The organism is Lentzea aerocolonigenes, assembly GCF_000974445.1.
GTDB lineage: Bacteria > Actinomycetota > Actinomycetes > Mycobacteriales > Pseudonocardiaceae > Lentzea > Lentzea aerocolonigenes.
This window is the reverse complement of record NZ_BBOJ01000001.1, coordinates 516,612-538,652: the sequence shown is the minus strand read 5'-3', so window position 1 is coordinate 538,652 and position 22,041 is coordinate 516,612. Positions and strand designations below refer to the sequence as shown.

The window sequence follows — 22,041 nt, the reverse complement described above, 5'->3', positions numbered from 1 at the left end:
CGTGATCCGCAACTCGACGAATCCGCTTCCGGCATCAGCGAGGATGGATTCGTGGAGAAACCAGCGCTGGTGGCATCGGACGTGGACGGCACGATCCTCGGTACGAACGAGCAGGTGAGCGACCACACGGCACGGGTCGCGGGCAGGGTGATCGCGGACGGGACGCCGTTCGTGCTGGTCAGCGGCCGCCCGCCGCGCTGGATGCCGCGCATCGCGAACGCCGTCGGCGCCACCGGGTACGCGGTCTGCGCGAACGGCGCGGTGCTCTACGACGTCCGCGAGGACCGCGTGCTCTGGCAGCGCGGCATCAGCCCGGTGCGGCTGCACGACCTCGGCGAGGCGCTGACCACGGCGATTCCAGGTGGCGCGGTCGCGGCGGAACGGGTCGGCGAGCGCGCGGCCGACGTCGAGTCGTTCATCGCGGAGGAGGCGTACGTGCACGCGTGGCCGGACGGGCACGACGTCGCCTCGAGGGCAGAGGTGCTGGGGCACACGGCGGTGAAACTGCTGGTCAGGCACGAGGGCATGAGAAGTGCCGAGATGGCGGCGGCCGCGATCGCGGTGCTGGGCGACGAGTTCGCCATCACCTACTCGACCAACGCGGGCCTGATCGAGATCTCCGAACGGGACGTGACGAAGGCCACTGGACTGGCCGACGTGGCCGAGCGGTTCGGGGTGTCGGCGGACACCGTGATCGCGTTCGGGGACATGCCGAACGACATCCCGATGCTGCGGTGGGCTGGCCACGGCGTCGCCATGGCCAACGCGCACCCGGAACTGCTGGAGGTGGCCGACGAGGTCACCGGTACGAACGACCAGGACGGCGTGGCGCAGGTCCTGGAGCGCTGGTTCTGAGCCCTCAGTCCTCGGCCGGAACGGGGGCCGGGGCGCCGCGGCGCTTCTGCACGTAGACGAGGAGCGCCGCCGAACCGGCCGCCGCCAGGTCCGCGATGGTGAACATCAGGCGCGAGACCAGCGCCAGCGCGATGGCCTGGCCCGAGGGCAGCACCGTCGCGATCGTGGCCGTGATGACCAGCTCGCGGGCGCCGATGCCGGAGGGCAGGAAGAACGCCAGCAGGCCCGCGGTCATCGACAGCGCCATGGCACCGGTGGACAGGATCAGCGTGTCCCAGCGCGGCGAGCCGAGCGAGTTGACCAGCAGCCAGAGGTGCACGCCGTAGCAGAGGTAGATGGCGACGGCGGTGCCCAGCGCCTTGAGGATCTCGACGCCCGTGAAGCGGCGTTCGATCGGCTGCTTGCGCAGGGCCTTCAGGACCAGGTTGACCGACCAGGTCAGCAGGCGCGGGTGCAGGAACGGCAGGCCGACGGCCAGCAGCAGGAACAGCCACAGCAGCTGGTTCGACTCGGGGCGGCCGGACAGCATCACCGGCAGCGCGGCGAGACCGGCGATCAGCGACGCGAGCACGCCCATGCCGGTCGCGACCAGGCCCGCGGTGAAGCTTCGAGCGCGGTTGACGCCGGCCTCACGGGCGAGCTCCATCGAGAGCAGGACGGCCCAGACGGCGCCGGGGACGTACTTGCCGAGCTGGCCGACCAGGTAGAACTTCGACGCGTCGGCGAAGCGGACCGGGGCGCCCAGGTCCGACAGCACGATCTTCCAGACCAGCGGGCCCAGGAAGATGCCGACCAGGACCGCGATCATGGACAGCACGACCGACTGCCACGGCAGCGCGAGCAGCGTGGGGTAGACCTCGTCCCACTGGGAGTACAGCGACCACGTGGCGGCGGCGAGCACCGCGACGATCAGCAGACGCTTGGCCCACGCGATGATCACTGCCTTGCGCGTCTTCGCCGGAGGCGCTGCCTGCTCGTCCTCGGCAGGCGCAGCCACGTCGGGCTTGACGGTCATCGGTTCTCCGCTTCCTGCTTCGCCACCCAGCAGCGGGCCGGGCACGGCGGGCTGGGAGTCCATGAAAGTCGTTCTCCTGCGCTGCGGATCCACAACGGACCCTGAAAAAGATCACTCCATCAGGCAGGTAGCCTGTGGCTCGCGCCTGGTCTGCACCTGGCAGTAACACCGCGGGGCAACTGTACCGGACGCATCCAACCGTCTCCGGAAGTGGAAAGTCTGCTGCATGATTCCGATTACCGTCGTCGACGTCCAGGACGCCGAGCCGCTCGTGCTGGAAGTGCTCCGCTCCGGTGTCATCGCACAGGGCCCGATGGTCAAGCGGTTCGAGGACGCTTTCGCCTCCGTTGCTGGTGTGCCGCACGCGGTCGCCGTCAACAACGGCACGACCGCGCTGGTCGCGTCCATCCAGGCGCTCGACCTGCAGCCGGGTGATGAGGTCATCACCACGCCGTTCACCTTCGTGGCCACGCTGAACGCGATCCTGGAAGCGGGCGCCACCGCTCGGTTCGCGGACATCGACTCGGTCGACTTCAACATCGACCCGGAGAAGGTCAGCGCGCAGGTCACCGACCGCACCAAGGTCCTCATGCCGGTCCACCTGTACGGCCAGATGGCCGACATGGGCCGTCTCGTCCCGCTGGCGCAGCAGCACGGTCTGACGATCGTCGAGGACTCGGCGCAGGCGGTCGGCGCGACGTACGAGGGCAAGCCGGCCGGCTCGTTCGGCATCGGCTGCTTCTCGCTCTACGCGACGAAGAACATCACCACCGCCGAGGGCGGCGTCATCACGACGTCGGACGACGCGCTGGCGGACAAGCTGCGCGTCATGCGCAACCAGGGCATGCGCGCCCGCTACCAGTACGAGATGGCGGGCCACAACTACCGCCTCACGGACCTGCACGCGGCGCTGGGCATCCCGCAGCTGGAGAAGCTGCAGCAGCTCACCGACGTGCGCCGGCGCAACGCCGAGGCGCTCTCGAAGGGCCTCGACGGCGTCACCGGCCTCACCGTTCCGGCCGTCCTGCCCGGCCGTGAGCACGTGTGGCACCAGTACACGATCCTGGTCGGCGACGACGCCCCGGTGACCCGCGACGAGCTCGCGGCGAAGCTCACCGAGAAGGGCATCGGCAACGGCATCTACTACCCGAAGCTGGTCTTCGACTACGACTGCTACCGGGACAACCCGCAGGTCATCGCGTCGGACGTGCCGGTCGCCAAGAAGGTCGCCGAGCAGGCCCTGTCGCTGCCGGTGCACCCGAAGCTGACCGACGCCGACCTCGAGACCATCGTCTCGTCCGTCCGGGAGGTGTTCGGCGCGTGAGCGCTCGTCCCAAGGTCGCCCTCGTCGGTGCGGGCACGATGGGCTCGCTGCACGCCCGCGTGCTGTCGCAGTCCGACCGCGTCGACTTCAAGTACGTCGTCGAGCACAACGCCGAGACCGGCAAGGCCATCTCGGACCGCTTCGGCGCCGAGTACACGGACTCGCTGGAGCCGCTGAAGGACGTCGACGCCGTCGTCATCGCGGCCGCCACCGAGGCGCACTACGCCATCGCGAAGCAGGCGCTGGAGCTCGGCAAGCCGCTGCTCATCGAGAAGCCGCTCGCCGCCACGTACGCGCAGTCCGAGGAGCTCGTCGCCGAGTCGGAGAAGCGCGGCCTGCCGCTCGTCTGCGGCTTCCTCGAGCGCTTCAACCCGGCGATCCTCACCGCGAAGCAGTTCGTGGGCGAGGTCGTGCAGATCAACGCGATGCGGCACTCGCCGTTCGTGCCGCGGATCAAGACCGGTGTCGCGGGCGACCTGCTCATCCACGACGTCGACCTCGCGATCCGCTTCGTCGGCACCGCTCCGGCCGCCGTGAAGGGCTCGTTCGGCTTCTTCCACGAGCAGTCGAAGGAGAACCGCGCCGAGGACTCGGCCGACGCGACCATGTCGTTCGACAGCGGCGCGCTCGCCACGATCTCCGCGTCCCGGATCAGCCAGCGCAAGGTGCGGCAGATCTCGGTGCTGGAGATCGACCGGCTGATCGAGATCGACCTGCTGCGCCGCGACATCACGATCTACAAGCACGTCGCGGACTCGCCGGCGGCGGACGGCGTCGGCTACCAGTCGCAGACCGTCATCGAGCTGCCGACGATCCTGCAGAGCGCCGAGCCGCTGGCCGCGCAGCTGAACCACTTCCTGAACCTGCTCGAGCTGGGCGCCGGTTCGGACGAGGTGATCGCCGAGCGCAACGCGATCCTGCCTGCGCACAAGGTCGTGCACGAGGCGACCCTGTCGGCGACCAACGGGAAGGCCTGACGCGATGCGGATCGCGATCATCAACAACTTCTTCCCGCCCCGCATGGGCGGCAGCGCCTACGTGTCGGACACGCTGGCGCGCTACTACGCGTCGCAGGGTCACGAGGTCCTCGTGATCACCGCCGCGTACGGCGGTGCGCTGCCGGTGGAGGAGCGCGACGGCATCAAGATCGTGCGCCTGCCGTCGTGGACGCTGCCGGAGACCCGCATCTCCTTCAACTTCGACATCACGTTCGCGTTGAAGTGGGGCAACCGCAAGAGGGTCTTCAAGCTGCTGGACGACTTCAAGCCGGACGTCGTCCACCAGCACGGCCAGTTCTTCGACCTGACCTGGCAGAGCGGTCTGTGGGCGCGCAAGCGCAAGGTGCCGTCGGTGCTGACGCTGCACACGCGTCTGCAGAGCCCGATGAAGCCGATCCACGCGGTCTTCCGGATGCTCGACGCGTTCGTCGTCAAGCCGATCACGTCGTACAACAAGCCGACGAAGCTCGTCGCGATCGACACGATCTTCTACGAGTACATCAAGAAGCGCTACAAGACGCCGGACGAGCGCATCGAGAAGCTCGCCGTCGGTGTCGAGCTCGACCGCTTCCACGACCTCGACCACGCCACCGAGCGCGCCAAGATGCGCGAGCGGTTCCCGGAGATCGGTGACGGCCCGGTCATCGCGTCGCTCGGCCACGTGATCCCGGTTCGCGACCGGATCAACCTGGTCAAGGCGCTGCCCGAGGTGCTCAAGAAGCACCCGGACACCAAGGTCCTCGTCATCGGCGGCCTGTACAACACGCAGTTCATGGAGATCGCCAAGCAGCTCGGCGTCGACCACGCGCTGATCTGCACCGGCACGCTGCCGAAGGCGGAGATCCCCGGCCTGCTCGCGGGTTCCGACATGGAGGTCCACGACCTCCAGGGCTTCGGCATCGGCATCGCGTCGCTCGAGGCGATGGCGGCGGGCGTCCCGACGGTCATGGCCGAGCGGGCCGACTACTTCCCGAACGCCGTGATCACCAACGGCACGGAGTCGCTGCTCACCAAGCCGGGCGACCACCACGGGCTGGCCGAGTCGATCAACCGCCTGATCGAGGACGAGGGCGTCGCCAAGAAGATCGGCGAGGCCGGTCGTCAGTGGGTCTTCGACAACTTCGACATGCCGAAGATCTGCGAAGCGAACCTCGACATCCTGAAGAAGATCTCGGGCAAGGACTGACGTGAGTCACGTCGTCGTGATCGGCGGAGGGATCCTCGGACTCTCCGCCGCTCACGAGCTTCTCCAGCGCGGCCACGACGTGACCGTGCTCGAGAAGGAGGCGAGCTGGGCCGCCCACCAGACCGGGCACAACAGCAACGTCGTGCACGCCGGGCTGTACTACAAGCCCGGCTCGCTCAAGGCCCGGATGTCGGTGGCGGGCAACGCTTCCATGGTGGCGTTCGCCCAGGAACACGGCGTTCCCGTCGACGTCTGCGGCAAGCTGGTCGTGGCCACCTCGCCCGACGAGCTCCCCCGCCTGAACACCCTGGCCGAACGGGCCGCGGCGAACGGCGTCCCGGCCAGGCTGATCTCCCCCGCCGAGGCTCGCGAGTACGAGCCCGAGGTGTCCGCCGTCTCCGCACTGCGCGTCGAGTCCACGGCGATCATCGACTTCCCGGCCGTGTGCCGGGTCCTGGTGGGCCTGCTCTCCGGCGCCGACCTCCGCCTCCGCGCACCCGCGCTGGCCATCCGCTCGACGTCCGCGGGCGTGGAAGTCGCGACGCCGCAAGGAATCGTCCGCGCGGACGCGTTGGTGAACTGCGCCGGCCTGCAGAGCGACCGCGTGGCCCGGCTCGCCGGCCTGCGCCCCAAAGCCACGATCGTCCCGTTCCGCGGCGAGTACTACGAACTGCGCCCCGAACGTCGTTCGCTCGTGCGCGGCCTGATCTACCCGGTGCCAGACCCGGCACTGCCGTTCCTCGGCGTGCACCTGACCCGGATGCTCGACGGCTCCGTGCACGCGGGCCCGAACGCCGTCCTGGCGTTGCGCCGCGAGGGCTACCGCTGGGCCCAGATCACCCCGCGCGACGTGTTCGACGTGCTGCGCTTCCCCGGCACCTGGAAACTGGCCCGCCGGTTCGGCCGCACGGGCCTGGACGAGGTGCTGAGGTCGTTCTCCCGCAAGCGTTTCGCGGCGAGCCTCGCCCGGCTGGTGCCGGCCGTCGGGGAGGACGACATCGTGCGTGCCGAGGCCGGGGTGCGCGCGCAGGCGATGCTGCCGGACGGGTCGCTCGTCGACGACTTCCTGATCGAGTCGGCGCCGCGTCAGGTGCACGTGCTGAACGCACCGTCCCCGGCGGCGACCAGCGCGTTGGAGATCGGCAGGCACATCGCCGACGAGACCGTCGCGACTCTGGTCTGACCCCTGGTGTCGCAACCGGCAACCTCCACCGCGTCTTCCGGCGCCCAGCAGGATGCCTCGTGGCACCGGCCCCACGCCCACAGCCAACCAGGATGAGGACGCGGGGCCAGCACCACGATGCACCCGTCTGGACGTCGAAATACGGGGCAAAGGCTGCCGGTTGCGACACCAGGACAAAACGAAACCCGCGCCGGGCTCCAGTGCGGGTTTCGTCTCTTGTGGACTGTCAGGCTTGGACAGTCACCAGGCGGGTGAACTCCGCCGGGAGGTCGAAGCCGTCCCAGTGGTCGGAGAACGTCAGCGCGTTGCCGAACGGCACGATGCGGTCGATGCCGCGGCCGGCCAGCTCGTGCGCCAGGGCCTCCAGCTCCTCCTGCGAGAAGCCGAAGACGGACAGCGTCTGGTCCTTGCGCTGCACCATGGGCACGAGCGCGGACAGCGTCGGCAGCGTGGCGAACGGGAACGTGCCCGCGCCGAGCCACTCGCGCGGCACGTCCGCCGCGTCCGTGAGCTCCAGCGTGGCCACCGCGTTGCCGTCGAACGAGATGGACTTCGCGTGGCCGTCCGCCGCGACGCCGTACGCGGACACCCGCTTCTGCACGGCCATCGCGGGCTCGACGACGTGGTGCTTGGCTGCCAGCACCGCGCTCAGCTCGGCGCGGAACTCGCCTCGCGCCTGCTGGGCCGCGGCCTCGTCGCCCACCCAGAACAGTGCGCGCGGTGAGGAGCAGGCGGCCTGGTCGAACCAGTACGAGTCGTTGTAGAAACCGACGGCCACTTCACGCTTCTGCTCCGGCGTCGCGGAAACCCAGCCGTCGACGGAGATCAGCGCGAACGAGGCGCGGTCGGGGAACGTGACGTCGCGGGCGTGCGGTGCCAGCGGCAACTTGCGCACCTCGTTGACAGCGCGGTCGCCGCCCCAGATGACGCGCAGGTCGCACGCGGCGGACAGGGCGGCGGTCACCTTGTCGTCGCGGTCGTAGGTGACCATGACCTGGGTCTCGGCGACGGCCGGGTGGGCGTCCTTCAGGGCGTCGTTGAGCGCCTCGACGACAGCTTCCGCGGCACCGGCCGAGCGTGGCGAGATACGCACGACGTTGCTGTTGCCTGCCAGGGCCGACAACGCCCACGAGTACACGAAGATCGTGTCCACGTTGGCCGGCGGGATGTGGAAGACGAGGCCGCGGCCGAAGCGCAGCACGCCCGCCGGGGTCTCCAGCTGCTTCAGCACCTTGTTGATCTCGCCGCGGCGCAGGAAGAAGCCCAGCGAGGCGAGCTCCGGGTAGCGGCGGGCCATCTGCGGGGCGAGCAGCTTGCGCGCGAACTTCACCAGGAAGTCGACGATCCGCTCGTCGCCGACCTTCAGCCGGCCACCGGTGGGCTCACCGGAGATGCTCGCGAGGAGCTCGTCGACGGACGAGACGTCGGATCCGGCGGGGAAACGGCGCTTCATGATGCAACAGCTCCAGAGAAGGTGTCCGAACAGCCGCGGGCCTCGGCGCGCGGGAGCCTGCCGAGCACGGAGAACCGCTTGCCGGGCCAGTCGCCGTCGTCGATGCCGTGCACCACACCGAGATCCTCGGTCAGCAGCACGTGGCCGGGGTAGCTGCGCGGCAACGTCGAGACGACCTCGATGACACCGGGCTCGCCGACGGGCTGCTCCTCCCAGGTGTCCGGGTTGCGGATGATCACGTCCGCGAAGTCGGGGCAGTACAACGAGTTGCCCGACTTGCCCTCCAGGAAGACCGTGCCGATCTGCTCGATCATCCCGTAGTAGTTGTAGATCTGGGTCAGGCCGGTGTCCTCGGCGAAGCGCCGGCGGAACTCCGAGTTGTCGACCGCGATGTCGATGAGCTTCTTCCAGCCACCGGAGTGGATCAGGATGCCGTTCGACAGGTCGAGCTTGTGCTCGCGCGCGACCTCGTACAGGTACTGCCACACCATGAAGGTGAAGCCGAAGATCAGGAACGGCTCGGAGCCGTGCTTCGCGAGGAACTCCTTGACGGCCTCGACGTCCGGCCTGTCGTTCTCGTCCAGCGCGTACACGTGGCTGCGGCCGAACGTGGCCATGCCCAGCACGCCCGCGCCACGAGCGGAGAACGAGCGGCGGTTCTTGATGATGCCGATGGTGTCGACCATGAGCATCGGCAGCCGCTTGCCGCCGAGGACTTCCTGCAGCGTCGCGCCGAGCTGGCGGGTCTGCACCGCGGCGGCTTCCTTGTCGAGGTAGATCCGCGACGCGCCACCGCCGGTCGTGCCCGACGAGGTGAGGACCTTGAAGACCTCGGAGTCCGGAATGGACTTCAGCTCGTGCGTCTTGAACATGCGCACAGGCAGCCACGGCAGGTCGTTCAGCGACGCGAACGACTCGCCGGACTTGATGCCGAGCGACGACAGGATCCGGTCGTACTGCTCGGAGTGAGCGCGGTGGTGCTCGGTCAGCTCGGTCAGCTCCGCCAGCAGCGCGGTCTCGCGCTCGGCCTGACTGCGTCCGAAGACGCTCATACCTGTGCCTCCAAGGACCGGTAGTCGATCTTGCCGCTGGGCAGCTGCGGGAAACCCTCGGCGGGACGCACGTCGAAGCCCGTGACGTGCATGTGCAGCGTCTCGGACAACGTCTTCGCGGCCTGCTTGCAGGTGTCCTTGTCAGCCCTGTCGAGGAAGACGACCACCTTGTCGCCCGCGGGCACGGCGGCGGCTGCGCCGTAGCCCTTCACGATCTGCTCCAGGTCGTCCAGGTTGACCCGGTTGCCGAACACCTTGCCGATCCGCTTCAACCGGCCGGTGATGTAGAGGAACCCGTCGGAGTCGAGGTATCCGAGGTCACCGGTGACGAGCACGCCGCCGGTCTCGTCACCGAGGGCGAGCTCGGCTTCGGACTCGGCGTAGCCCATCATCACGTTCGGACCGCGGTACACCACCTCACCGGCAACACCGGGCTCGGTGATTTCGTTCCCGTCCTCGTCGCGGATCGAGAACGTGCCGCCGGGCAGCGCGGGACCGGCGGAGCCGAGCTTCTCGGTGAGCCGGTCGGACGGCACGGTGGCCATCCGCGGTGCGGCCTCGGTCTGGCCGTACATGACGAACATCTGCCCGCCGACGGCGCGCATCTTGTCGTTGAACTCGCTGACCAGCTCGGTGCGGAGCTTGCCGCCCGCCTGCGTCAGCGTGCGCAGCGACGGGTACTTGGCCGGGTCGAACCGCAGCCTGCGCAGCATCTCGTAGTGGTACGGGACACCCGCGAGTGAGGTCACCTCGTACTTCGTGACCGCGTCCCAGAACGGCCGCGCGACGACGCCGGAGCCCTCCAGCAGCACGGTCGCGCCCTTGCGCAGGTGGCTGTTCAGCACGGACATGCCGTAGCTGTAGTGCAGCGGCAGGCTCGTCGGCGCGACCTCGTCCGAGTCGATGCCGAGCACCTCGGCGATCGCGTCGGCGTTCGCGAGGATCGCCGATCGGGACAGCCGCACGAACTTCGGGTTGCCGGTGGAACCGCTGGTCGGCAGCATCACGGCCAGGTCGGGGTGCTGTTCGACGCCGTCCGCGTCCTCACGCACCCAGTCCTGCGAGTAACCGGGAGCGGGTTCGTCGTCGATGCCCAGCACGGCCGCGGGCCGGAACCGGGACACGAGCCCGTCCAGCACCTCGCGGTCCTGCGCGGGGTCGAGCAGCGCGACCGCGCGGCCCGCCTCGAACGCACCCAGGTACCGCAGCACGCTCGTCAGGTCCAGGCCGACCCGGAGGAAGAGCACCCCGGACGGCAGATCGGCGAGTTCCTTCGCCACCTCGGACACGCGACCGGCGAGCTCGGCACCACCGAGCAGGTCACCGGTCGCGGCGTCACGCAGGCGAGCCTGAGCGTGCAGCAGCGTCACAGCACCAAACCTCCGTCGATCCCGAGCACCTGACCGGTGACGAACGAGGCGTCGTCACTGACGAGGAACCGGATCACCTTGGCGACTTCTTCCGCGGTGCCGAGCCGGCCGAGGGCGGTGTCGCCCTTCACCCGCTCCAGCACCTCGTCGGACTGCTCCGAGATCAGGTCGGTCGCGATCACGCCGGGCGCGACCGCGTTGACCCTGATCCCGTGGCGTCCGAGCTCCTTCGCCGCGGACTTCGCGGCCGCGACCAGCGCCGCCTTGGACGCCGCGTAGACCATCTGACCGGCGTTGCCGCGCTCGCCGACGATCGAGCCGAGCAGCACGATCGAGCCGGTGCGCTTGCGCATCATGGCCCGCGCCGCCGCCTGAACGGTGCTGATCGTGCCCGCGACGTTCGTGGTCAGCGTCTTCGTGACGTGGTCGTCGGTGAGCATGCCGATGAGGCCGCCCTCGAGGATCCCCGCGCTGGCCACGAGCACGTCGATGCGCCCGTGCTCCTTGGCGATCGTCTTGAAGACGTCCTTGACGGCGGCCGAGTCGGTGACGTCGAGCGCCACGCCGTGGCCCCGTTCGCCCAGCTCGGCGGCACGCTTCTCGGCGGTCTCGCGGTCGCGGCCGGTGATGACGACCGTCGCACCGGCCTCGGCCAGCGCCGCGGCGGTGGCGAAGCCGATGCCGCGCGTGCCGCCGGTGACGACCGCTACCTTGCCGGCGAAGTCACTCACCAGCGCCGAAGCCCTTCAGCATGTCGACGGCGACCTTGAAGCTGCTCATGTCGATGACCTGCTCGGTCTCGAACTGCACGTCGAACTCGTCCTCGATGGCGGCGACGAGCGCCATGTGGCCGACCGAGTCCCACTCCTCGATGTCGCGGTACTTCAGGTTCTCGACGTCAACGGAGTCGTCGAGCTGGAGGGCGTCCACGAAGACACCACGAAGACGGTCGTTCAGGGACATGCTTCTCTCGTTCTCTCGGACGGTGCTGGGCTGGGATCAGTGCTCGTTCGAACGCTCGGTCCACGCCTTGAGCAGCGCGGCGAGCTCCTCCGGCAGCCCGGAGGGGACCTCCGCCTCCTTGCCGGTCAGGAAGCCGGTGAGAGCGGCGATCGCGTCCTCGTCGCAGCCGCGGCGCGACAGGCCGATGACGTTGACGCCGGTCGTGCGGGCGGGGTTGCCCAGGGTGATGGTGAACGCACCGACCTCCTTGCGGATGGCCGATCCGAGCCCGATCATCGCGCCCGGCCCGATCTGCGTGCCCTGGTGCACGACGGTGCCGAGGCCGATGTTGGAGCCGCTCCACACGTGGCAGTGGCCGGCGATCTGCACGGCGCTCGTGATCACGACGCTGTTGTCGATGATGCAGTCGTGCGCGACGTGGGCGCGGCCCATCAGGTAGTTGTCGCTGCCGATGCGGGTCGCGTCCTTGGCGCCCTGGTTGATCGTGACGAACTCGCGGATGCGGTTGCGGTCGCCGATCACCACGCCGGGGCCGTCGTTCTCGCCGTCCCAGCCCGCGAGGTGCGGGGCGCTGAGGTACTCGGCGGGGCCGCCGATGCTGACGTGCGGGCCGATGAAGTTGCCGTCACCGATCCGGCACGGCCCGGCGATCACCGTGTACGGTCCGATCACGTTGTCGTCACCGAGCTCGACGTCCGCGCCGATGATCGCGGTCTCGTGAATGCGGTTCGCCACCTGATCTGCCCTGCCCGTGAGTTGATGGTGTAACCCACGTCACCAGGGCGCTTCCACCCGGACGGGGCCGTTAGGCCACTCTACTTCACGCGGCCGACCGGCCCTGACGGGCTCAGCTGTTGAGCAGACCCACGCACGCGTCCATGACGATTCGTTCCGTCGTGCCCGCCGCGGCGACCGCGGTGTTCGAGAACTTCAACGGGCTGGGCCACGCGTACGAGATGGTGAAGCAGCCGAAGCCCGCGATCTTGTCGTCGCCCTCGTTCCACCCGGCCTCGTAGCCGCCGTGCAGGTTGCCGCCGGAGCGCAGGGTGTCGTTGTCCGCGACGTAGCCCTCGCACTCGTTGGCGTATCCCACGACCCAGAGGTTGCCGGCGAACTCCTCGTGCAGCTTCACGTCGTACGCGGACAACGGCTCGTGCGCGAGCGCGATGATGCTCAGCCCGCCGAACCGCCAGCGCTGGATCGGCATCGGCACCGACGTCGGCAGCTCACCGTTGTCGATCAACCGCACCATCAGGTCGGCGTGCCGCCGGTTCGCGTCCAGCAGGTCCAGCACCTTGCTCCGCATCCGGTACTTCGACCGCAGGGAGGCCCGGACGTCCGGGTTCGTCGTGTCGGCGTGGAACGGCAGCTGGATCTCGATCATCGAGGTCGACACGGGGCCCGTGACCGGGGCGAACCCGCCGTCGTCGCCGACGACGTTGACGACCTCCTGCCCGAGGACCTCGCCCAGGTGCTCGGTCGTGGCGGGGCTGTGCGGGTCCTCCGCCTCCTGGTCACCGCACGCTCCCTGCAGGAACAGCGCGGGCACGCCGAGCTCGTTCTCGACGAACTCGGCGGCGACGGCCGGGAACTCGCCGTCGAAGACCTCGTCCTTGCCGCGCGAGACCGGGTGGCACGCGGCCCCGAAGACCACGGCGAACAGGTCACCACCGGTCGTGGCGACGCGCAGCACCGGCACGGCGTCCAGCACGCCGCCGTTCCCCACCCGGTTGAAGCCGATCTTGGCCCGGCCCTCGGCGTAGGCCAGCGTGACGGCGGTCCGTTCCAGGTCGAGCGTGTCGCGGACCAGCTGGACCAGCGCGTCGGTGATCAGCCAGGTCGTGCCGTTGACCGCGTCGACGTCGGCCTGGCCGAGGCCCATCATGACGCCAGGGCTCGGCCGGGTGTCGCCGTACAGCGGGCCCGAATGCGTGTGGCTCGCGACCAGCATGAAGTCGTCGACGGCGACCAGGCCCTCGTCCACGAGGGTGCCCCTGATGAACTGGTGGACGTCCCGCGGCACGCTGATGAGATCAGCGCGCACGAGGACCTTCGGCACGCCGTTGTCCCAGATCACCAGGCACTGCGCGCGCAGCCGGCGCGCAATCTCACCGTGGTTGCCGCGCGGCCCCCAGCCGTACCCGCCCATCCACAGGCTCGGGTACGGCGGGAACACCGGCGTGATGTCCACTTCGCTGACCGCTGCTTCGAACGCCATGACGAACCCCCGTTGGTCGCACACCACATCCCCCATGAGTGGTGTCGCCTACTAGGACGCCGCTGTGACCGCCGAAGTACAACCTTTTGGCGATTTTTTACCTGAGAACGTCCACGCCACCCATGAACGGGCGCAGAGCAGCGGGAACGACGACCGACCCGTCCTCCTGCTGGTGGTTCTCGAGGATCGCCACGATCCACCGCGTGGTCGCCAGCGTGCCGTTGAGCGTGGCCGCGATCTGCGTCTTGCCGTTCTCGTCGCGGTACCGCACGTTGAGCCGGCGCGCCTGGAACGTGGTGCAGTTCGACGTCGAGGTCAGCTCGCGGTAGCGGCCCTGCGACGGCACCCAGGCCTCGCAGTCGAACTTGCGGTGCGCCGACGTGCCGAGGTCGCCGGTCGCCGTGTCGATGACGCGGTAGGGCACCTCGATCCTGGCGAGCATCTCCTCCTCCCAGCCGAGCAGCCGGGCGTGCTCCGCCTCGGCGTCCTCGGGCTTGACGTAGGAGAACATCTCGACCTTGTTGAACTGGTGCACGCGGATGATGCCGCGGGTGTCCTTGCCGTACGACCCGGCCTCGCGCCGGTAGCAGGACGACCAGCCCGCGTACCGCTTCTCGCCGTCGAGGATCTCGTCGGCGTGGTAGCCGGCGAGCGGCACCTCCGACGTGCCGACGAGGTACAGGTCGTCGTCCGGCAGGTGGTAGATCTCGCTGGAGTGCGCGCCGAGGAACCCGGTGCCCGCCATGATCTCCGGGCGCACCAGCGTGGGCGTGATCATGAGCTGGAAGCCGTTGGCCGTCGCCTGCTGCGCGGCCATCATGAGCAGTGCGAGCTCGAGTTGCGCGCCGACGCCCTTGAGGAAGTAGAACCGGCTGCCGCTGACCTTGGCACCGCGTTCCATGTCGATCGCGCCGAGCCTGGTGCCGAGGTCGAGGTGGTCGAGGGGCTCGAAGTCGAACTGGCGAGGCTCGCCGACCGTCTTGAGGACCACGAAGTCGTCCTCGCCGCCGACCGGTGCGTCCGGGTGCACCAGGTTCGGGATCCTGGCCAGGAGCTCGTCGACCTCGGCGGCGGTGGCGTTCTGCTCGGCCTCCGCGGCCTTGACCTCGGCCGCCAGGTCCTTGGCCTTGGCGAGCAAAGCGGCCCGTTCGTCGCCCTTGGCCTTGCCGACCTCCCTGCCGAGCACCTTCTGCTCGGCGCGCAGGGTGTCCGCGCGGGAAATGGCACTCCGCCTGCGTTCGTCAGCGGACAGCAGGGAGTCGACGACGCCCTGGTCCTCTCCGCGGGCGTGCTGCGACGCGCGCACGATCTCGGGGTTCTCGCGCAACACCTTGAGGTCAATCACCCCTGAAGGGTAGACCTGCGGTTCATCCCGGAATTCGGGCAACCGCGAGGACGCTCCCCGCCGTACCTACGTACGTGCGCACAACAGGAGGCGGCGTGGACGACGAGTTCCTGCCGGAGCAGAACCGCCAGAAGCAACACGACGAAGCCAGGCTGCGGGTGGCTGCGGGCTACTTCGTCGTCCTCGGCATCGTGATGCTGGTCCTGGCCGGGTCGTGGCTGCCGCGGACGATCGCGATCATGTCGGGCGGCGGCGTGTACGGGTCCTACACGGTCGGGGACCCGTCGCTGCACTACAACGGCAACGACGTCTGCAGCCTGCACGACGGCACGTTCCGCAGCGATGACGGAAAAATGGTCCTGACCGGCGTGCAGGTGCTGCACCCGTCCGAGAGGCGGGTGGAGGAAGGCGAGACGTTCCGGGCGTTCTCCGTCGGTGAGTCCTCGTGGGTGCACACGGAGGAGGACAGGGACGACGTGCCCGGGCGGCTGATCTTCATCGGCTCGGCGGGGCTCGTCTTCATCGTGCACGGATCGTTGATCTTCCGGCGGTTCCGGAAAGCGAAAAGGCCCGGCGCCTGAGCACCGGGCCTTCGACGAAACGCGTGCCTAGTAGATCGCGAAGGCCACCACGAGGCCCAGGGCGACGTGCGCGGCGGCCACGACGACGGACGCGGGCGCGAACCTGTCCGACTCGATGATCGAACCGATGTCCAGGCGGGTCACCCACTCCAGCAACCGCACGGCCGCGACCTGCACGACGATGCCGACGATGCCGTAGATCAGCGAGGTGAGCAGGCCCTCGTCGAGCTTGCCGACGGCGCTCAGGATCGCGACGACCACGATGAAGGCCATCGAGAGCAGGCCGGAGGCGGTCACGATCACGGCGTTCGGGGCGCCGTTGCGGACGAGGATCGACAGCTTGCCCGGCGTCGTCCAGTCGATCGCGTAGAAGCCGAACACCATGAGGACCAGACCGACGACGGCGTACAGCGCGATCGCGCCGATGCCCCGGCCGATGGCCGAGCCGAAGCCAGGGTCCAACGCGAGCGTGTGGATCATTTGCTGTTCCCTTTCGGAGTCCTACTCAACAATTCGATGCGGCACGAACGCCGCGCCATCGTCGGTCACGAGACCGACCGTTTCCCGGATGCCGAGCCCTGCCGACGTGTCGCCGACGACCCAGGCACCCAACGCGGGGCGGTAGCCGTCGAAGTCCGGAAGCGGATCGAACAGCTGGTACACGAAACCTTCTTTGCCGTACACGCCACCGGTCTGCGTCTCGTAACCGGGGGCGACGATCTGGATGTTCGACCCCTCGCGGCCGAGCAGCGGCTTGCGCACGTACTCGGTGAGCATTCCGGGTTCGTTGAGGTAGGCCGGGAGCAGGTTGGGGTGGCCGGGGTACATCTCCCACAGGACCGCGAGCAGCGCCTTGTTGGAGAGCAGCATCTTCCACAGCGGCTCGACCCACAGGGTGCCGGGCAGCGACTCGACGGCGTGGCGGCCGAACTGTTCCTCGACCACCCACTCCCACGGGTAGAGCTTGAACACCGTGTTGATCGGGGCCTCTTCGAGGTCGACGAACCGGTTGAGCAGGCTGTCCCAGCCGACCTCCTCGATCGCGAGGCCCACGGTGTTCAGGCCGGCTTCGGCGGCCGTCTCCTGCAGGCAGGCGATGGTGAGGTGGTCCTCGCCGGACGGGTCGGCGCCGGACCAGGTGAAGTGCAGCTCGCCGGAGGGCAGCTTGGAGCCGATCTCGGTCCACCGGGCGACCAGCTGCTCGTGCAGCGAGTTCCACTGGTCGTCGTCCGGGAACGCGTCGGTCTTCCAGTACCACTGGATGTAGGCGGCCTCGAGCAGCGACGTCGGGGTGTCCGCGTTGTACTCGAGCAGCTTCGCGGGGCCCGACCCGTCGTAGCGCAGGTCGAAGCGGCCGTAGACGTGCGGGTCGCGGCGCCGCCACGACTCGGCGATGTGCGGCCACACCCACTCGGGGATGCCGAAGTCGCGGTACCGCTCGGTCAGCACGACGTTGTCGACCGCGTCGAGGCACATGGAGTGGAGCAGCTCGACGTCGGCTTCGAGCGAGAGGATCTCGTTCATCTCGAAGACGTAGTGCACCGACTCGTCCCAGTAGGGGCGGTCGGCGCCGTTGGCGTACTTCGCGGGCAGGCCGAAGACCAACCCCTGGTCCGAGACCGTGCGCTGCCAGTTCGGCCGCGGTTGCGAGGTTTCACGACGCAACTCCGGTCACCCTCCGCTGCTGGAGGAGCCGCTGCTGACGCCGAAGCCACCGCGCTGGATGGACGTACCCGACTTGGTGGCGACGTTCGCGCCCTTCGGGATCGTGTAGCTCCCGCCGGTGACCTTCTGGCCGATCGCGCCGGTGCCGCCGTAGTTGTAGCGGTACGAGCTGCTGCCGATGTAGATGAACCCGCCGCTCGAGTACCCGCCGTGGCTGCGGTAGTAGCTGTCGGAGCAGTAGTCGTCGTCGACGATCACGTTGTTCTGGTCGGTGCACTGCGCCGTGACGTTCTTCGGGCTGGCGGCCGCGTACCAGATCGCGACCAGCGCGACCACGCCCAGGGTGACACCACCGCCGATGAGCAGGCGCTTGCGCGTCTTGCGGCGCTTCTCGAACGCGGCGGACTCGGCGGCGAACCGCTCCTGCTGCGCCTTCAGCGCGGCGGCACGAGCGCGCTGCTCGGCGACCGACGGCTGGCGCGGCTTCGTCACGCCGGCCTGCTGCTGCCGCACCTTGCCCTTGGCGGGCTGCTGCTGCGGCGCCGGCTGGTACGGCGGCGGCTGTTGTGGCTGGCCGGGCGCACCCGACGGTTGCCCCGACTCGGGCGTCGGCTGGCCAGGACCTGGCAGGTTGTTGTCAGTCATCACCACTCCCGCGGGCAAGGTACCTAGCGATGCGGCTGAAAGACGGCCGATTCAGTGACGAGTGTCCTAATAGCAACACTCGACCGAACCCGGCGCACAGCCGTCTCACACGGCACGGGCATCATGGATGAGATGTCTCCGAGCGCCGGTTGGTTGAGTCGATCAGGTCACATCCGCGACACGCGGCTTGTGATGGTCGGCGCTTTCCTCGGCGCGTTCGTCCTCCTGATGCTCTCCGCGTTCACGTCCGTGCTGGCAGGAGGCCCGCTCGGCACCAAGCGCGAGCTCGTGAACGCCGCCTACCAGGCCGTGGCGGGCGAATGCCTCGACTGGTCGAAGGCGGACCTCTCCGACGCGAAGAAGGTCGACTGCTCGGCGGCCCACAAGTTCGAGGTGACGGGTCTCGCGGACATCACCGGCGCGTACCCGAAGGAAGCGCCGTTCCCGAACGCCGAGGCCTGGGAGAAGATCGCCCAGGAGCAGTGCGCGCAGGCCGCCACCACGTACATGGGTGGCAAGCTCGACCCGGACGGCAAGTACGGCGTCAGCACCCTGAACCCGGACGAGCGCCGCTGGTCGGACGGCTACCGCCAGCTCCGCTGCGGCCTGCAGGTCACCGCACCGTCCGGAGCCGCCCTGCCGTCGTTCGGCAGCGCCAAGACCCAGGACCAGTCGAACGTCTACGACCCGGGCGTGTGCCTCGCGCTCGGCGACAAGAACACGGTGGGAGACCCGGTCGACTGCGCCCAGCCGCACGCGTTCGAGATCGTCGGCGTCTTCCAGCACCCCGAGGGCGAGTTCCTGGCCCCCGAGAAGCAGGACCCGATCATGTCGGAGAAGTGCGCGGCCATCGCGGCCGAGTACACCGGCGGCGCGGACCTGAAGGCGAAGGGCCTGCTCGTCACCTGGGACACCCGTTCCGAGAAGAGCTGGGCCGTCGGCTCCCGCAAGGCGAACTGCAAGGTCGGCGCCGTTCCCCAGGGCGAGAACCTGGTGGCCTGGAGCGGCAGCGTCCGCAACCCGAACGGCGCCCCGCTGACCACCTCGAACCCGCCGCAGACCACCTCGGTCAAGCCCCAGGACGAACCGACCGGCGCCCCGCTGCACTCGGAGTCGGGCAATCCTTCCCAGTCGGGCGAGCCCTCGCAGTCCAACAAGCCCGACAAGGACAAACCGTCCTCCAGCGCCCCCACCACCACGACCACAGAGAAACGATGACCGTCGAGATGACCCGCGGTCGCTTCGACGAGCTGGTCGAAGAGGCCCTGGACCTGATCCCGCCCGAGTTCATGCACGCGATGAACAACGTCGTGGTGCTCGTCGAGGACCGCAACCCGGACGAGCCGTCACTGCTCGGCCTGTACCAGGGGATCGCGCTGACCGAGCGCAACACCGACTACGGCGGCACGCTGCCCGACCACATCTTCATCTACCGCGAGGCGATCCTCGACATCTGCGACACCGAGGACGACGTGGTGGAGGAAGTGATGGTCACCGTGTTGCACGAGGTCGCGCACCACTTCGGGGTGGACGACGCGAAGCTGCACGAGCTGGGCTGGGGCTGATGCGAGCACCGGACCTGGCCGAGGTGGATCTGGCGGTGCTGTTCCCCAGCACGCCACCGGAGCAGCTCGACCGGATTCGAGGTGCCGTCTCACGCCTGCAGCCCGCGATTTGGGACTGGTTCCCCGGCGAAGCGTGCAACGGCGGGCAGTTCTCGTTGACGGGCGTCACCTGTCTGAGCGGGGCCGCGGACGACCAGGTCGAACTGGAGCTGTGCGTCGGCCTCAGCTCACCCGCGGGAGAAACCGCGGTGTCCGCAACGGTCGGCGTGTGGTGCTGGTGCCCACAGGACCACGGCACGCACTACGTCCGTGAAGTCGAGGCGAACGCGACCACGGTCGAGCAGCTGACAGCGGCGATCGAGTCGGTCACCGACCAGCTGGTTCGGTGGCGCGAAACCGCCTCACCCGACGCCGAGTGGTGGCGTGCAGAAGCGGGACTGCCTCTCAGGCGTGCCTAGATCTCCACGCCCGCCCACGACCGGCACAGCCAGCCGTCCCCGTCGGACTCCAGCACCACGACCCCGGTGTTCGGCAGCAGGTTCTCCGCCAGCTCCACCGGGACGTTCGACGCCAGCGCCAGCGCTCCCATCCGGCCCGCGCCGCCGTGCGTCACGACCATGACCGTGCCGTCCTGCCGCACCGACTCGATGGCGCCCAGGAACCGGTCCAGCACCTGCTGCCCGGTCTCGCCGCCGTCCGGGAACGGCACGTCCAGGGCGCCCTCGGCCCACTTGATCACGGTTTCCAGGTAGGTCCGGTAGGCCTCGGTGTCGTTGCGGCCCTCCAGCGAGCCGACCTGGATCTCGTGGACGCCGTCGAGGATCTGCACGGGCAGGCCGAAGCGTTCGGCGGTGGGGAGTGCGGTCTGCTGGGCGCGCAGGCCGATGCTCGCGTAGACGGCGGTGATGTCTTCGGACGCGAGGATGTCGGCCAGCTCGCGGGCCTGCTTGTGGCCCAGCTCGGTGAGCGGGGGACCCGGCATCGCCGTGTCCAGCTTGCGTTCGATGTTCGACGCCGTCTCACCGTGCCTGACCAGCAGCAACCTCACCCGCGCTCGCCCTTTCTGACAGCATCGACCCAAGCGGCTGCTGCGGCGAACTCCTCGTTGTGAGCCTCGACTGGTTCGTGGTCGGCCTTCGGGAAGGAGCCCAGGAACCGGATCTCGTGCGAGTGTCGGTGCAGCGCGGCCAGCGCGTCACCGATCCTCGGTTCTGCGATGTGCCCCTCGACGTCGATGTAGAAGCGGTACGTGCCCAGTTTGCCCTTCGTGGGGCGTGATTCGAGGCCGGTGAGATTGATGCCACGCAACGCGAGCTCGGTGAGCAGCTCGGACAGCACGCCCACGCGGTCCGGGGTCGTGACCACGACGCTCGTGCGGTCTGCTCCGGTCGGCTGCGGCAACTGGCCCGGACGGCGCAGCAGCAGGAACCTCGTGCGCGCGTCGGCCACGTCCAGGACGCCGGTGGCGTACTCGTCGAGCTTGTAGTGGTTCACGGCGACCGGGGCGGTCACGGCGGCGTCGAACTCGCCGCGCTCCACGGCAGCCGCGGCGGCCGCCGTGGACGACGTGGCGATCGAGGTGACGCCGGGCAACTCCTCCGCGATCCACTCGCGGACCTGGGCCAGCGCGTGCGGGTGCGAGGCGATGGTCTTGATCTCCGTGGTGCCCGGCCTGACCAGGATGCTGAACTTCACGTCCAGCACCGTCTCGGCGACGGCGACGACGGGCTCGTCCCGGATCAGCACGTCGAGGGTCGCGGGCACGGCGCCCTCGACGGAGTTCTCGATCGGCACGCACGCGAACTCGACCGAACCCTCGCGCACGGCCGCGACGGCGAGCGGGATGGTCTCGAACGGGACCAGTTCGCCGTCGAAGCGGAGAGCTGCCTGCTCCGTGAACGTGCCCTGTGGTCCGAAGTACGCAATGCGCGGCATCGGGTCAGCGTAGTGCGGCGATCAGAGGCGAGAATCACGCCTGTGTCAGCCGCCAAACCTGGGTTCCGTCAGGACCGTTCGAACTGGAATGCTTGAGGCGTGCCCGCTCTAGCGCCTGAACTCGTGTTGTGCGCGGTCGACGAACCGATGGCGAACGCCTGGCTCGCCGTCGCCGACGGACGCACCGGGGTGCGGGTGCATCGCGGGTCCGTGCTGGACATCCGCGCGCAGGCGATCGTCAGTCCCGCCAACTCACAGGGCTGGATGCGCGGCGGCATCGACGCCGTCTACGCCACGGCGTTCCCCCAGGTCGAGAACAACGTCCGCAGCGCGGTCCTCGCGCTGCACGGCGGTGAGCTCCCCGTGGGCGAGGCACAGCTCGTCGCGACCGGCGAGACCGAGCCGGCGTGGCTGATCAGCGCGCCGACCATGCGGCGGCCCGGCGAGCGGCTGCCGGGCGACACCGTCCACCCGTACCTCGCGGCACGGGCCGTGCTGCGGCTCTGGCTCGAAGGACGCCTGGAGGACGGCACGCCGGTGCGCGACGCCGTCCGCACCATCGCGATGCCGGGGCTCGGCACCGGGGTGGGAGGCGTCGCGCCGTCCACGTGCGCGCACCAGGTCGCGGCCGCCTGGGACGAGGCGTTCAACCCGCTGCACGTCTAGGACCTTGTGCACAACCCTGTGG

Annotated in this window: 24 protein-coding genes; 10 read left to right on the top strand and 14 right to left on the bottom strand. The window is 68.9% G+C overall.

The annotated features are described in order from the left end of the window. The first annotated feature begins 51 nt into the window (after positions 1-51). A complete protein-coding gene (locus AOM45_RS02680; protein ID WP_030465475.1) occupies positions 52-855 on the top strand; it encodes a Cof-type HAD-IIB family hydrolase in 804 nt (267 codons plus the stop codon). Between the two features lie 4 nt (positions 856-859). On the opposite strand, the gene AOM45_RS02675 is transcribed toward AOM45_RS02680, so the two are convergent. After that, positions 860-1,933 (bottom strand): lysylphosphatidylglycerol synthase transmembrane domain-containing protein, encoded by a 1,074-nt coding sequence (locus tag AOM45_RS02675; RefSeq protein ID WP_051782811.1) that lies wholly within the window; start codon positions 1,931-1,933, stop codon positions 860-862. Between the two features lie 163 nt (positions 1,934-2,096). Between AOM45_RS02675 and AOM45_RS02670 the strand changes: the two genes are divergently transcribed. The 4 genes from AOM45_RS02670 to lhgD are packed head-to-tail and all read left to right on the top strand — an operon-like array spanning position 2,097 to position 6,561. Beyond that, the gene (locus tag AOM45_RS02670; protein WP_030465477.1) at positions 2,097-3,194 is read left to right on the top strand and encodes a DegT/DnrJ/EryC1/StrS family aminotransferase; all 1,098 of its coding nucleotides are present in this window, start codon (positions 2,097-2,099) and stop codon (positions 3,192-3,194) included. After that, on the top strand, positions 3,191-4,171 hold the full coding sequence (locus AOM45_RS02665) for a Gfo/Idh/MocA family protein (protein ID WP_030465478.1): 981 nt from the start codon (positions 3,191-3,193) through the stop codon (positions 4,169-4,171). The genes AOM45_RS02670 and AOM45_RS02665 overlap by 4 nt, the downstream gene beginning before the upstream one ends. A 4-nt stretch (positions 4,172-4,175) precedes the next feature. Continuing rightward, positions 4,176-5,378 (top strand): glycosyltransferase family 4 protein, encoded by a 1,203-nt coding sequence (locus AOM45_RS02660; RefSeq protein ID WP_035909102.1) that lies wholly within the window; start codon positions 4,176-4,178, stop codon positions 5,376-5,378. A gap of 1 nt (position 5,379) precedes the next feature. After that, positions 5,380-6,561 (top strand): L-2-hydroxyglutarate dehydrogenase, encoded by a 1,182-nt coding sequence (gene lhgD, locus AOM45_RS02655; protein WP_030465480.1) that lies wholly within the window; start codon positions 5,380-5,382, stop codon positions 6,559-6,561. Positions 6,562-6,787: 226 nt separating this feature from the next. Here lhgD and AOM45_RS02650 read toward each other — a convergent pair whose 3' ends face one another. From AOM45_RS02650 to serS, 8 genes are all read right to left on the bottom strand, one after another. Next, positions 6,788-8,014, bottom strand: a complete 1,227-nt coding sequence (locus AOM45_RS02650; protein ID WP_030465481.1) for an acyl-CoA reductase — start codon at positions 8,012-8,014, stop codon at positions 6,788-6,790. Continuing rightward, on the bottom strand, positions 8,011-9,066 hold the full coding sequence (locus AOM45_RS02645) for a LuxE/PaaK family acyltransferase (RefSeq protein WP_030465482.1): 1,056 nt from the start codon (positions 9,064-9,066) through the stop codon (positions 8,011-8,013). Before AOM45_RS02645 ends, AOM45_RS02650 begins: the two co-directional genes overlap by 4 nt. After that, positions 9,063-10,436 carry an AMP-binding protein gene (locus AOM45_RS02640; protein WP_030465483.1) on the bottom strand — a complete coding sequence of 458 codons (1,374 nt, stop codon included), beginning with the start codon at positions 10,434-10,436 and terminating at the stop codon, positions 9,063-9,065. Before AOM45_RS02640 ends, AOM45_RS02645 begins: the two co-directional genes overlap by 4 nt. Continuing rightward, entirely contained in the window at positions 10,433-11,167 is a 735-nt protein-coding gene (locus tag AOM45_RS02635; RefSeq protein ID WP_030465484.1) for an SDR family NAD(P)-dependent oxidoreductase, read from the bottom strand. The genes AOM45_RS02640 and AOM45_RS02635 overlap by 4 nt, the downstream gene beginning before the upstream one ends. Then, the gene (locus tag AOM45_RS02630) at positions 11,160-11,399 is read right to left on the bottom strand and encodes an acyl carrier protein (protein WP_030465485.1); all 240 of its coding nucleotides are present in this window, start codon (positions 11,397-11,399) and stop codon (positions 11,160-11,162) included. Before AOM45_RS02630 ends, AOM45_RS02635 begins: the two co-directional genes overlap by 8 nt. 36 nt (positions 11,400-11,435) lie before the next feature. Next, positions 11,436-12,134 carry an acyl-ACP--UDP-N-acetylglucosamine O-acyltransferase family protein gene (locus AOM45_RS02625; RefSeq protein ID WP_030465486.1) on the bottom strand — a complete coding sequence of 233 codons (699 nt, stop codon included), beginning with the start codon at positions 12,132-12,134 and terminating at the stop codon, positions 11,436-11,438. 112 nt (positions 12,135-12,246) lie between these two features. Beyond that, the gene (locus AOM45_RS50495) at positions 12,247-13,617 is read right to left on the bottom strand and encodes a hypothetical protein (protein WP_030465487.1); all 1,371 of its coding nucleotides are present in this window, start codon (positions 13,615-13,617) and stop codon (positions 12,247-12,249) included. Between the two features lie 97 nt (positions 13,618-13,714). Next, positions 13,715-14,962, bottom strand: coding sequence for a serine--tRNA ligase (gene serS / locus AOM45_RS02615; protein ID WP_030465488.1), 1,248 nt, complete (start codon positions 14,960-14,962; stop codon positions 13,715-13,717). Positions 14,963-15,057: 95 nt separating this feature from the next. Between serS and AOM45_RS02610 the strand changes: the two genes are divergently transcribed. After that, positions 15,058-15,543: a hypothetical protein gene (locus AOM45_RS02610; RefSeq protein WP_030465489.1), complete on the top strand. Its 486-nt coding sequence runs from the start codon at positions 15,058-15,060 to the stop codon at positions 15,541-15,543. A gap of 27 nt (positions 15,544-15,570) precedes the next feature. Here AOM45_RS02610 and AOM45_RS02605 read toward each other — a convergent pair whose 3' ends face one another. Genes AOM45_RS02605 through AOM45_RS02595 form a run of 3 tightly spaced genes read right to left on the bottom strand, consistent with a single transcriptional unit; the run spans position 15,571 to position 17,853 of the window. Continuing rightward, a complete protein-coding gene (locus tag AOM45_RS02605) occupies positions 15,571-16,023 on the bottom strand; it encodes a DUF350 domain-containing protein (RefSeq protein WP_030465490.1) in 453 nt (150 codons plus the stop codon). A 21-nt stretch (positions 16,024-16,044) separates the two neighbouring features. Further along, positions 16,045-17,208, bottom strand: a complete 1,164-nt coding sequence (locus AOM45_RS02600; protein WP_030465491.1) for a glutathionylspermidine synthase family protein — start codon at positions 17,206-17,208, stop codon at positions 16,045-16,047. Positions 17,209-17,214: 6 nt separating this feature from the next. Next, complete coding sequence (locus tag AOM45_RS02595; RefSeq protein ID WP_236703061.1) at positions 17,215-17,853, bottom strand: hypothetical protein; 639 nt, start codon at positions 17,851-17,853, stop codon at positions 17,215-17,217. Between the two features lie 192 nt (positions 17,854-18,045). On the opposite strand from AOM45_RS02595, the gene AOM45_RS02590 reads away from it, so the two are divergent. The 3 genes from AOM45_RS02590 to AOM45_RS02580 are packed head-to-tail and all read left to right on the top strand — an operon-like array spanning position 18,046 to position 19,876. Then, positions 18,046-19,071: a septum formation family protein gene (locus tag AOM45_RS02590; RefSeq protein WP_051782862.1), complete on the top strand. Its 1,026-nt coding sequence runs from the start codon at positions 18,046-18,048 to the stop codon at positions 19,069-19,071. Continuing rightward, complete coding sequence (locus AOM45_RS02585; protein WP_030465494.1) at positions 19,068-19,418, top strand: metallopeptidase family protein; 351 nt, start codon at positions 19,068-19,070, stop codon at positions 19,416-19,418. The genes AOM45_RS02590 and AOM45_RS02585 overlap by 4 nt, the downstream gene beginning before the upstream one ends. Beyond that, entirely contained in the window at positions 19,418-19,876 is a 459-nt protein-coding gene (locus AOM45_RS02580; RefSeq protein ID WP_030465495.1) for a hypothetical protein, read from the top strand. The genes AOM45_RS02585 and AOM45_RS02580 overlap by 1 nt, the downstream gene beginning before the upstream one ends. Here the strand turns inward: AOM45_RS02580 and AOM45_RS02575 are convergent. Together AOM45_RS02575 and pheA are read right to left on the bottom strand one after the other, a co-directional pair. Continuing rightward, the gene (locus AOM45_RS02575; protein ID WP_030465496.1) at positions 19,873-20,466 is read right to left on the bottom strand and encodes a histidine phosphatase family protein; all 594 of its coding nucleotides are present in this window, start codon (positions 20,464-20,466) and stop codon (positions 19,873-19,875) included. The genes AOM45_RS02580 and AOM45_RS02575 overlap by 4 nt on opposite strands. Continuing rightward, positions 20,463-21,353: a prephenate dehydratase gene (gene pheA, locus AOM45_RS02570; protein WP_030465497.1), complete on the bottom strand. Its 891-nt coding sequence runs from the start codon at positions 21,351-21,353 to the stop codon at positions 20,463-20,465. The genes AOM45_RS02575 and pheA overlap by 4 nt, the downstream gene beginning before the upstream one ends. 147 nt (positions 21,354-21,500) lie before the next feature. Here pheA and AOM45_RS02565 point away from each other — a divergent pair, with 147 nt between their 5' ends. Beyond that, on the top strand, positions 21,501-22,019 hold the full coding sequence (locus tag AOM45_RS02565) for a macro domain-containing protein (protein WP_081901876.1): 519 nt from the start codon (positions 21,501-21,503) through the stop codon (positions 22,017-22,019). The last annotated feature ends 22 nt before the right edge of the window (positions 22,020-22,041 follow it).

What these genes read in the sequence shown, in the direction of transcription:
- AOM45_RS02675 (WP_051782811.1), bottom strand. Translation starts at nt 1,933, where the DNA reads ATGGACTCCCAGCCCGCCGTGCCCGGCCCGCTGCTGGGTGGCGAAGCA.
- AOM45_RS02670 (WP_030465477.1), top strand. Translation starts at nt 2,097, where the DNA reads ATGATTCCGATTACCGTCGTCGACGTCCAGGACGCCGAGCCGCTCGTG.
- AOM45_RS02660 (WP_035909102.1), top strand. Translation starts at nt 4,176, where the DNA reads ATGCGGATCGCGATCATCAACAACTTCTTCCCGCCCCGCATGGGCGGC.
- AOM45_RS02650 (WP_030465481.1), bottom strand. Translation starts at nt 8,014, where the DNA reads ATGAAGCGCCGTTTCCCCGCCGGATCCGACGTCTCGTCCGTCGACGAG.
- AOM45_RS02645 (WP_030465482.1), bottom strand. Translation starts at nt 9,066, where the DNA reads ATGAGCGTCTTCGGACGCAGTCAGGCCGAGCGCGAGACCGCGCTGCTG.
- AOM45_RS02630 (WP_030465485.1), bottom strand. Translation starts at nt 11,399, where the DNA reads ATGTCCCTGAACGACCGTCTTCGTGGTGTCTTCGTGGACGCCCTCCAG.
- AOM45_RS50495 (WP_030465487.1), bottom strand. Translation starts at nt 13,617, where the DNA reads ATGGCGTTCGAAGCAGCGGTCAGCGAAGTGGACATCACGCCGGTGTTC.
- AOM45_RS02605 (WP_030465490.1), bottom strand. Translation starts at nt 16,023, where the DNA reads ATGATCCACACGCTCGCGTTGGACCCTGGCTTCGGCTCGGCCATCGGC.
- AOM45_RS02595 (WP_236703061.1), bottom strand. Translation starts at nt 17,853, where the DNA reads ATGACTGACAACAACCTGCCAGGTCCTGGCCAGCCGACGCCCGAGTCG.
- AOM45_RS02590 (WP_051782862.1), top strand. Translation starts at nt 18,046, where the DNA reads ATGGTCGGCGCTTTCCTCGGCGCGTTCGTCCTCCTGATGCTCTCCGCG.
- AOM45_RS02585 (WP_030465494.1), top strand. Translation starts at nt 19,068, where the DNA reads ATGACCGTCGAGATGACCCGCGGTCGCTTCGACGAGCTGGTCGAAGAG.
- AOM45_RS02580 (WP_030465495.1), top strand. Translation starts at nt 19,418, where the DNA reads ATGCGAGCACCGGACCTGGCCGAGGTGGATCTGGCGGTGCTGTTCCCC.
- pheA (WP_030465497.1), bottom strand. Translation starts at nt 21,353, where the DNA reads ATGCCGCGCATTGCGTACTTCGGACCACAGGGCACGTTCACGGAGCAG.
- AOM45_RS02565 (WP_081901876.1), top strand. Translation starts at nt 21,501, where the DNA reads ATGGCGAACGCCTGGCTCGCCGTCGCCGACGGACGCACCGGGGTGCGG.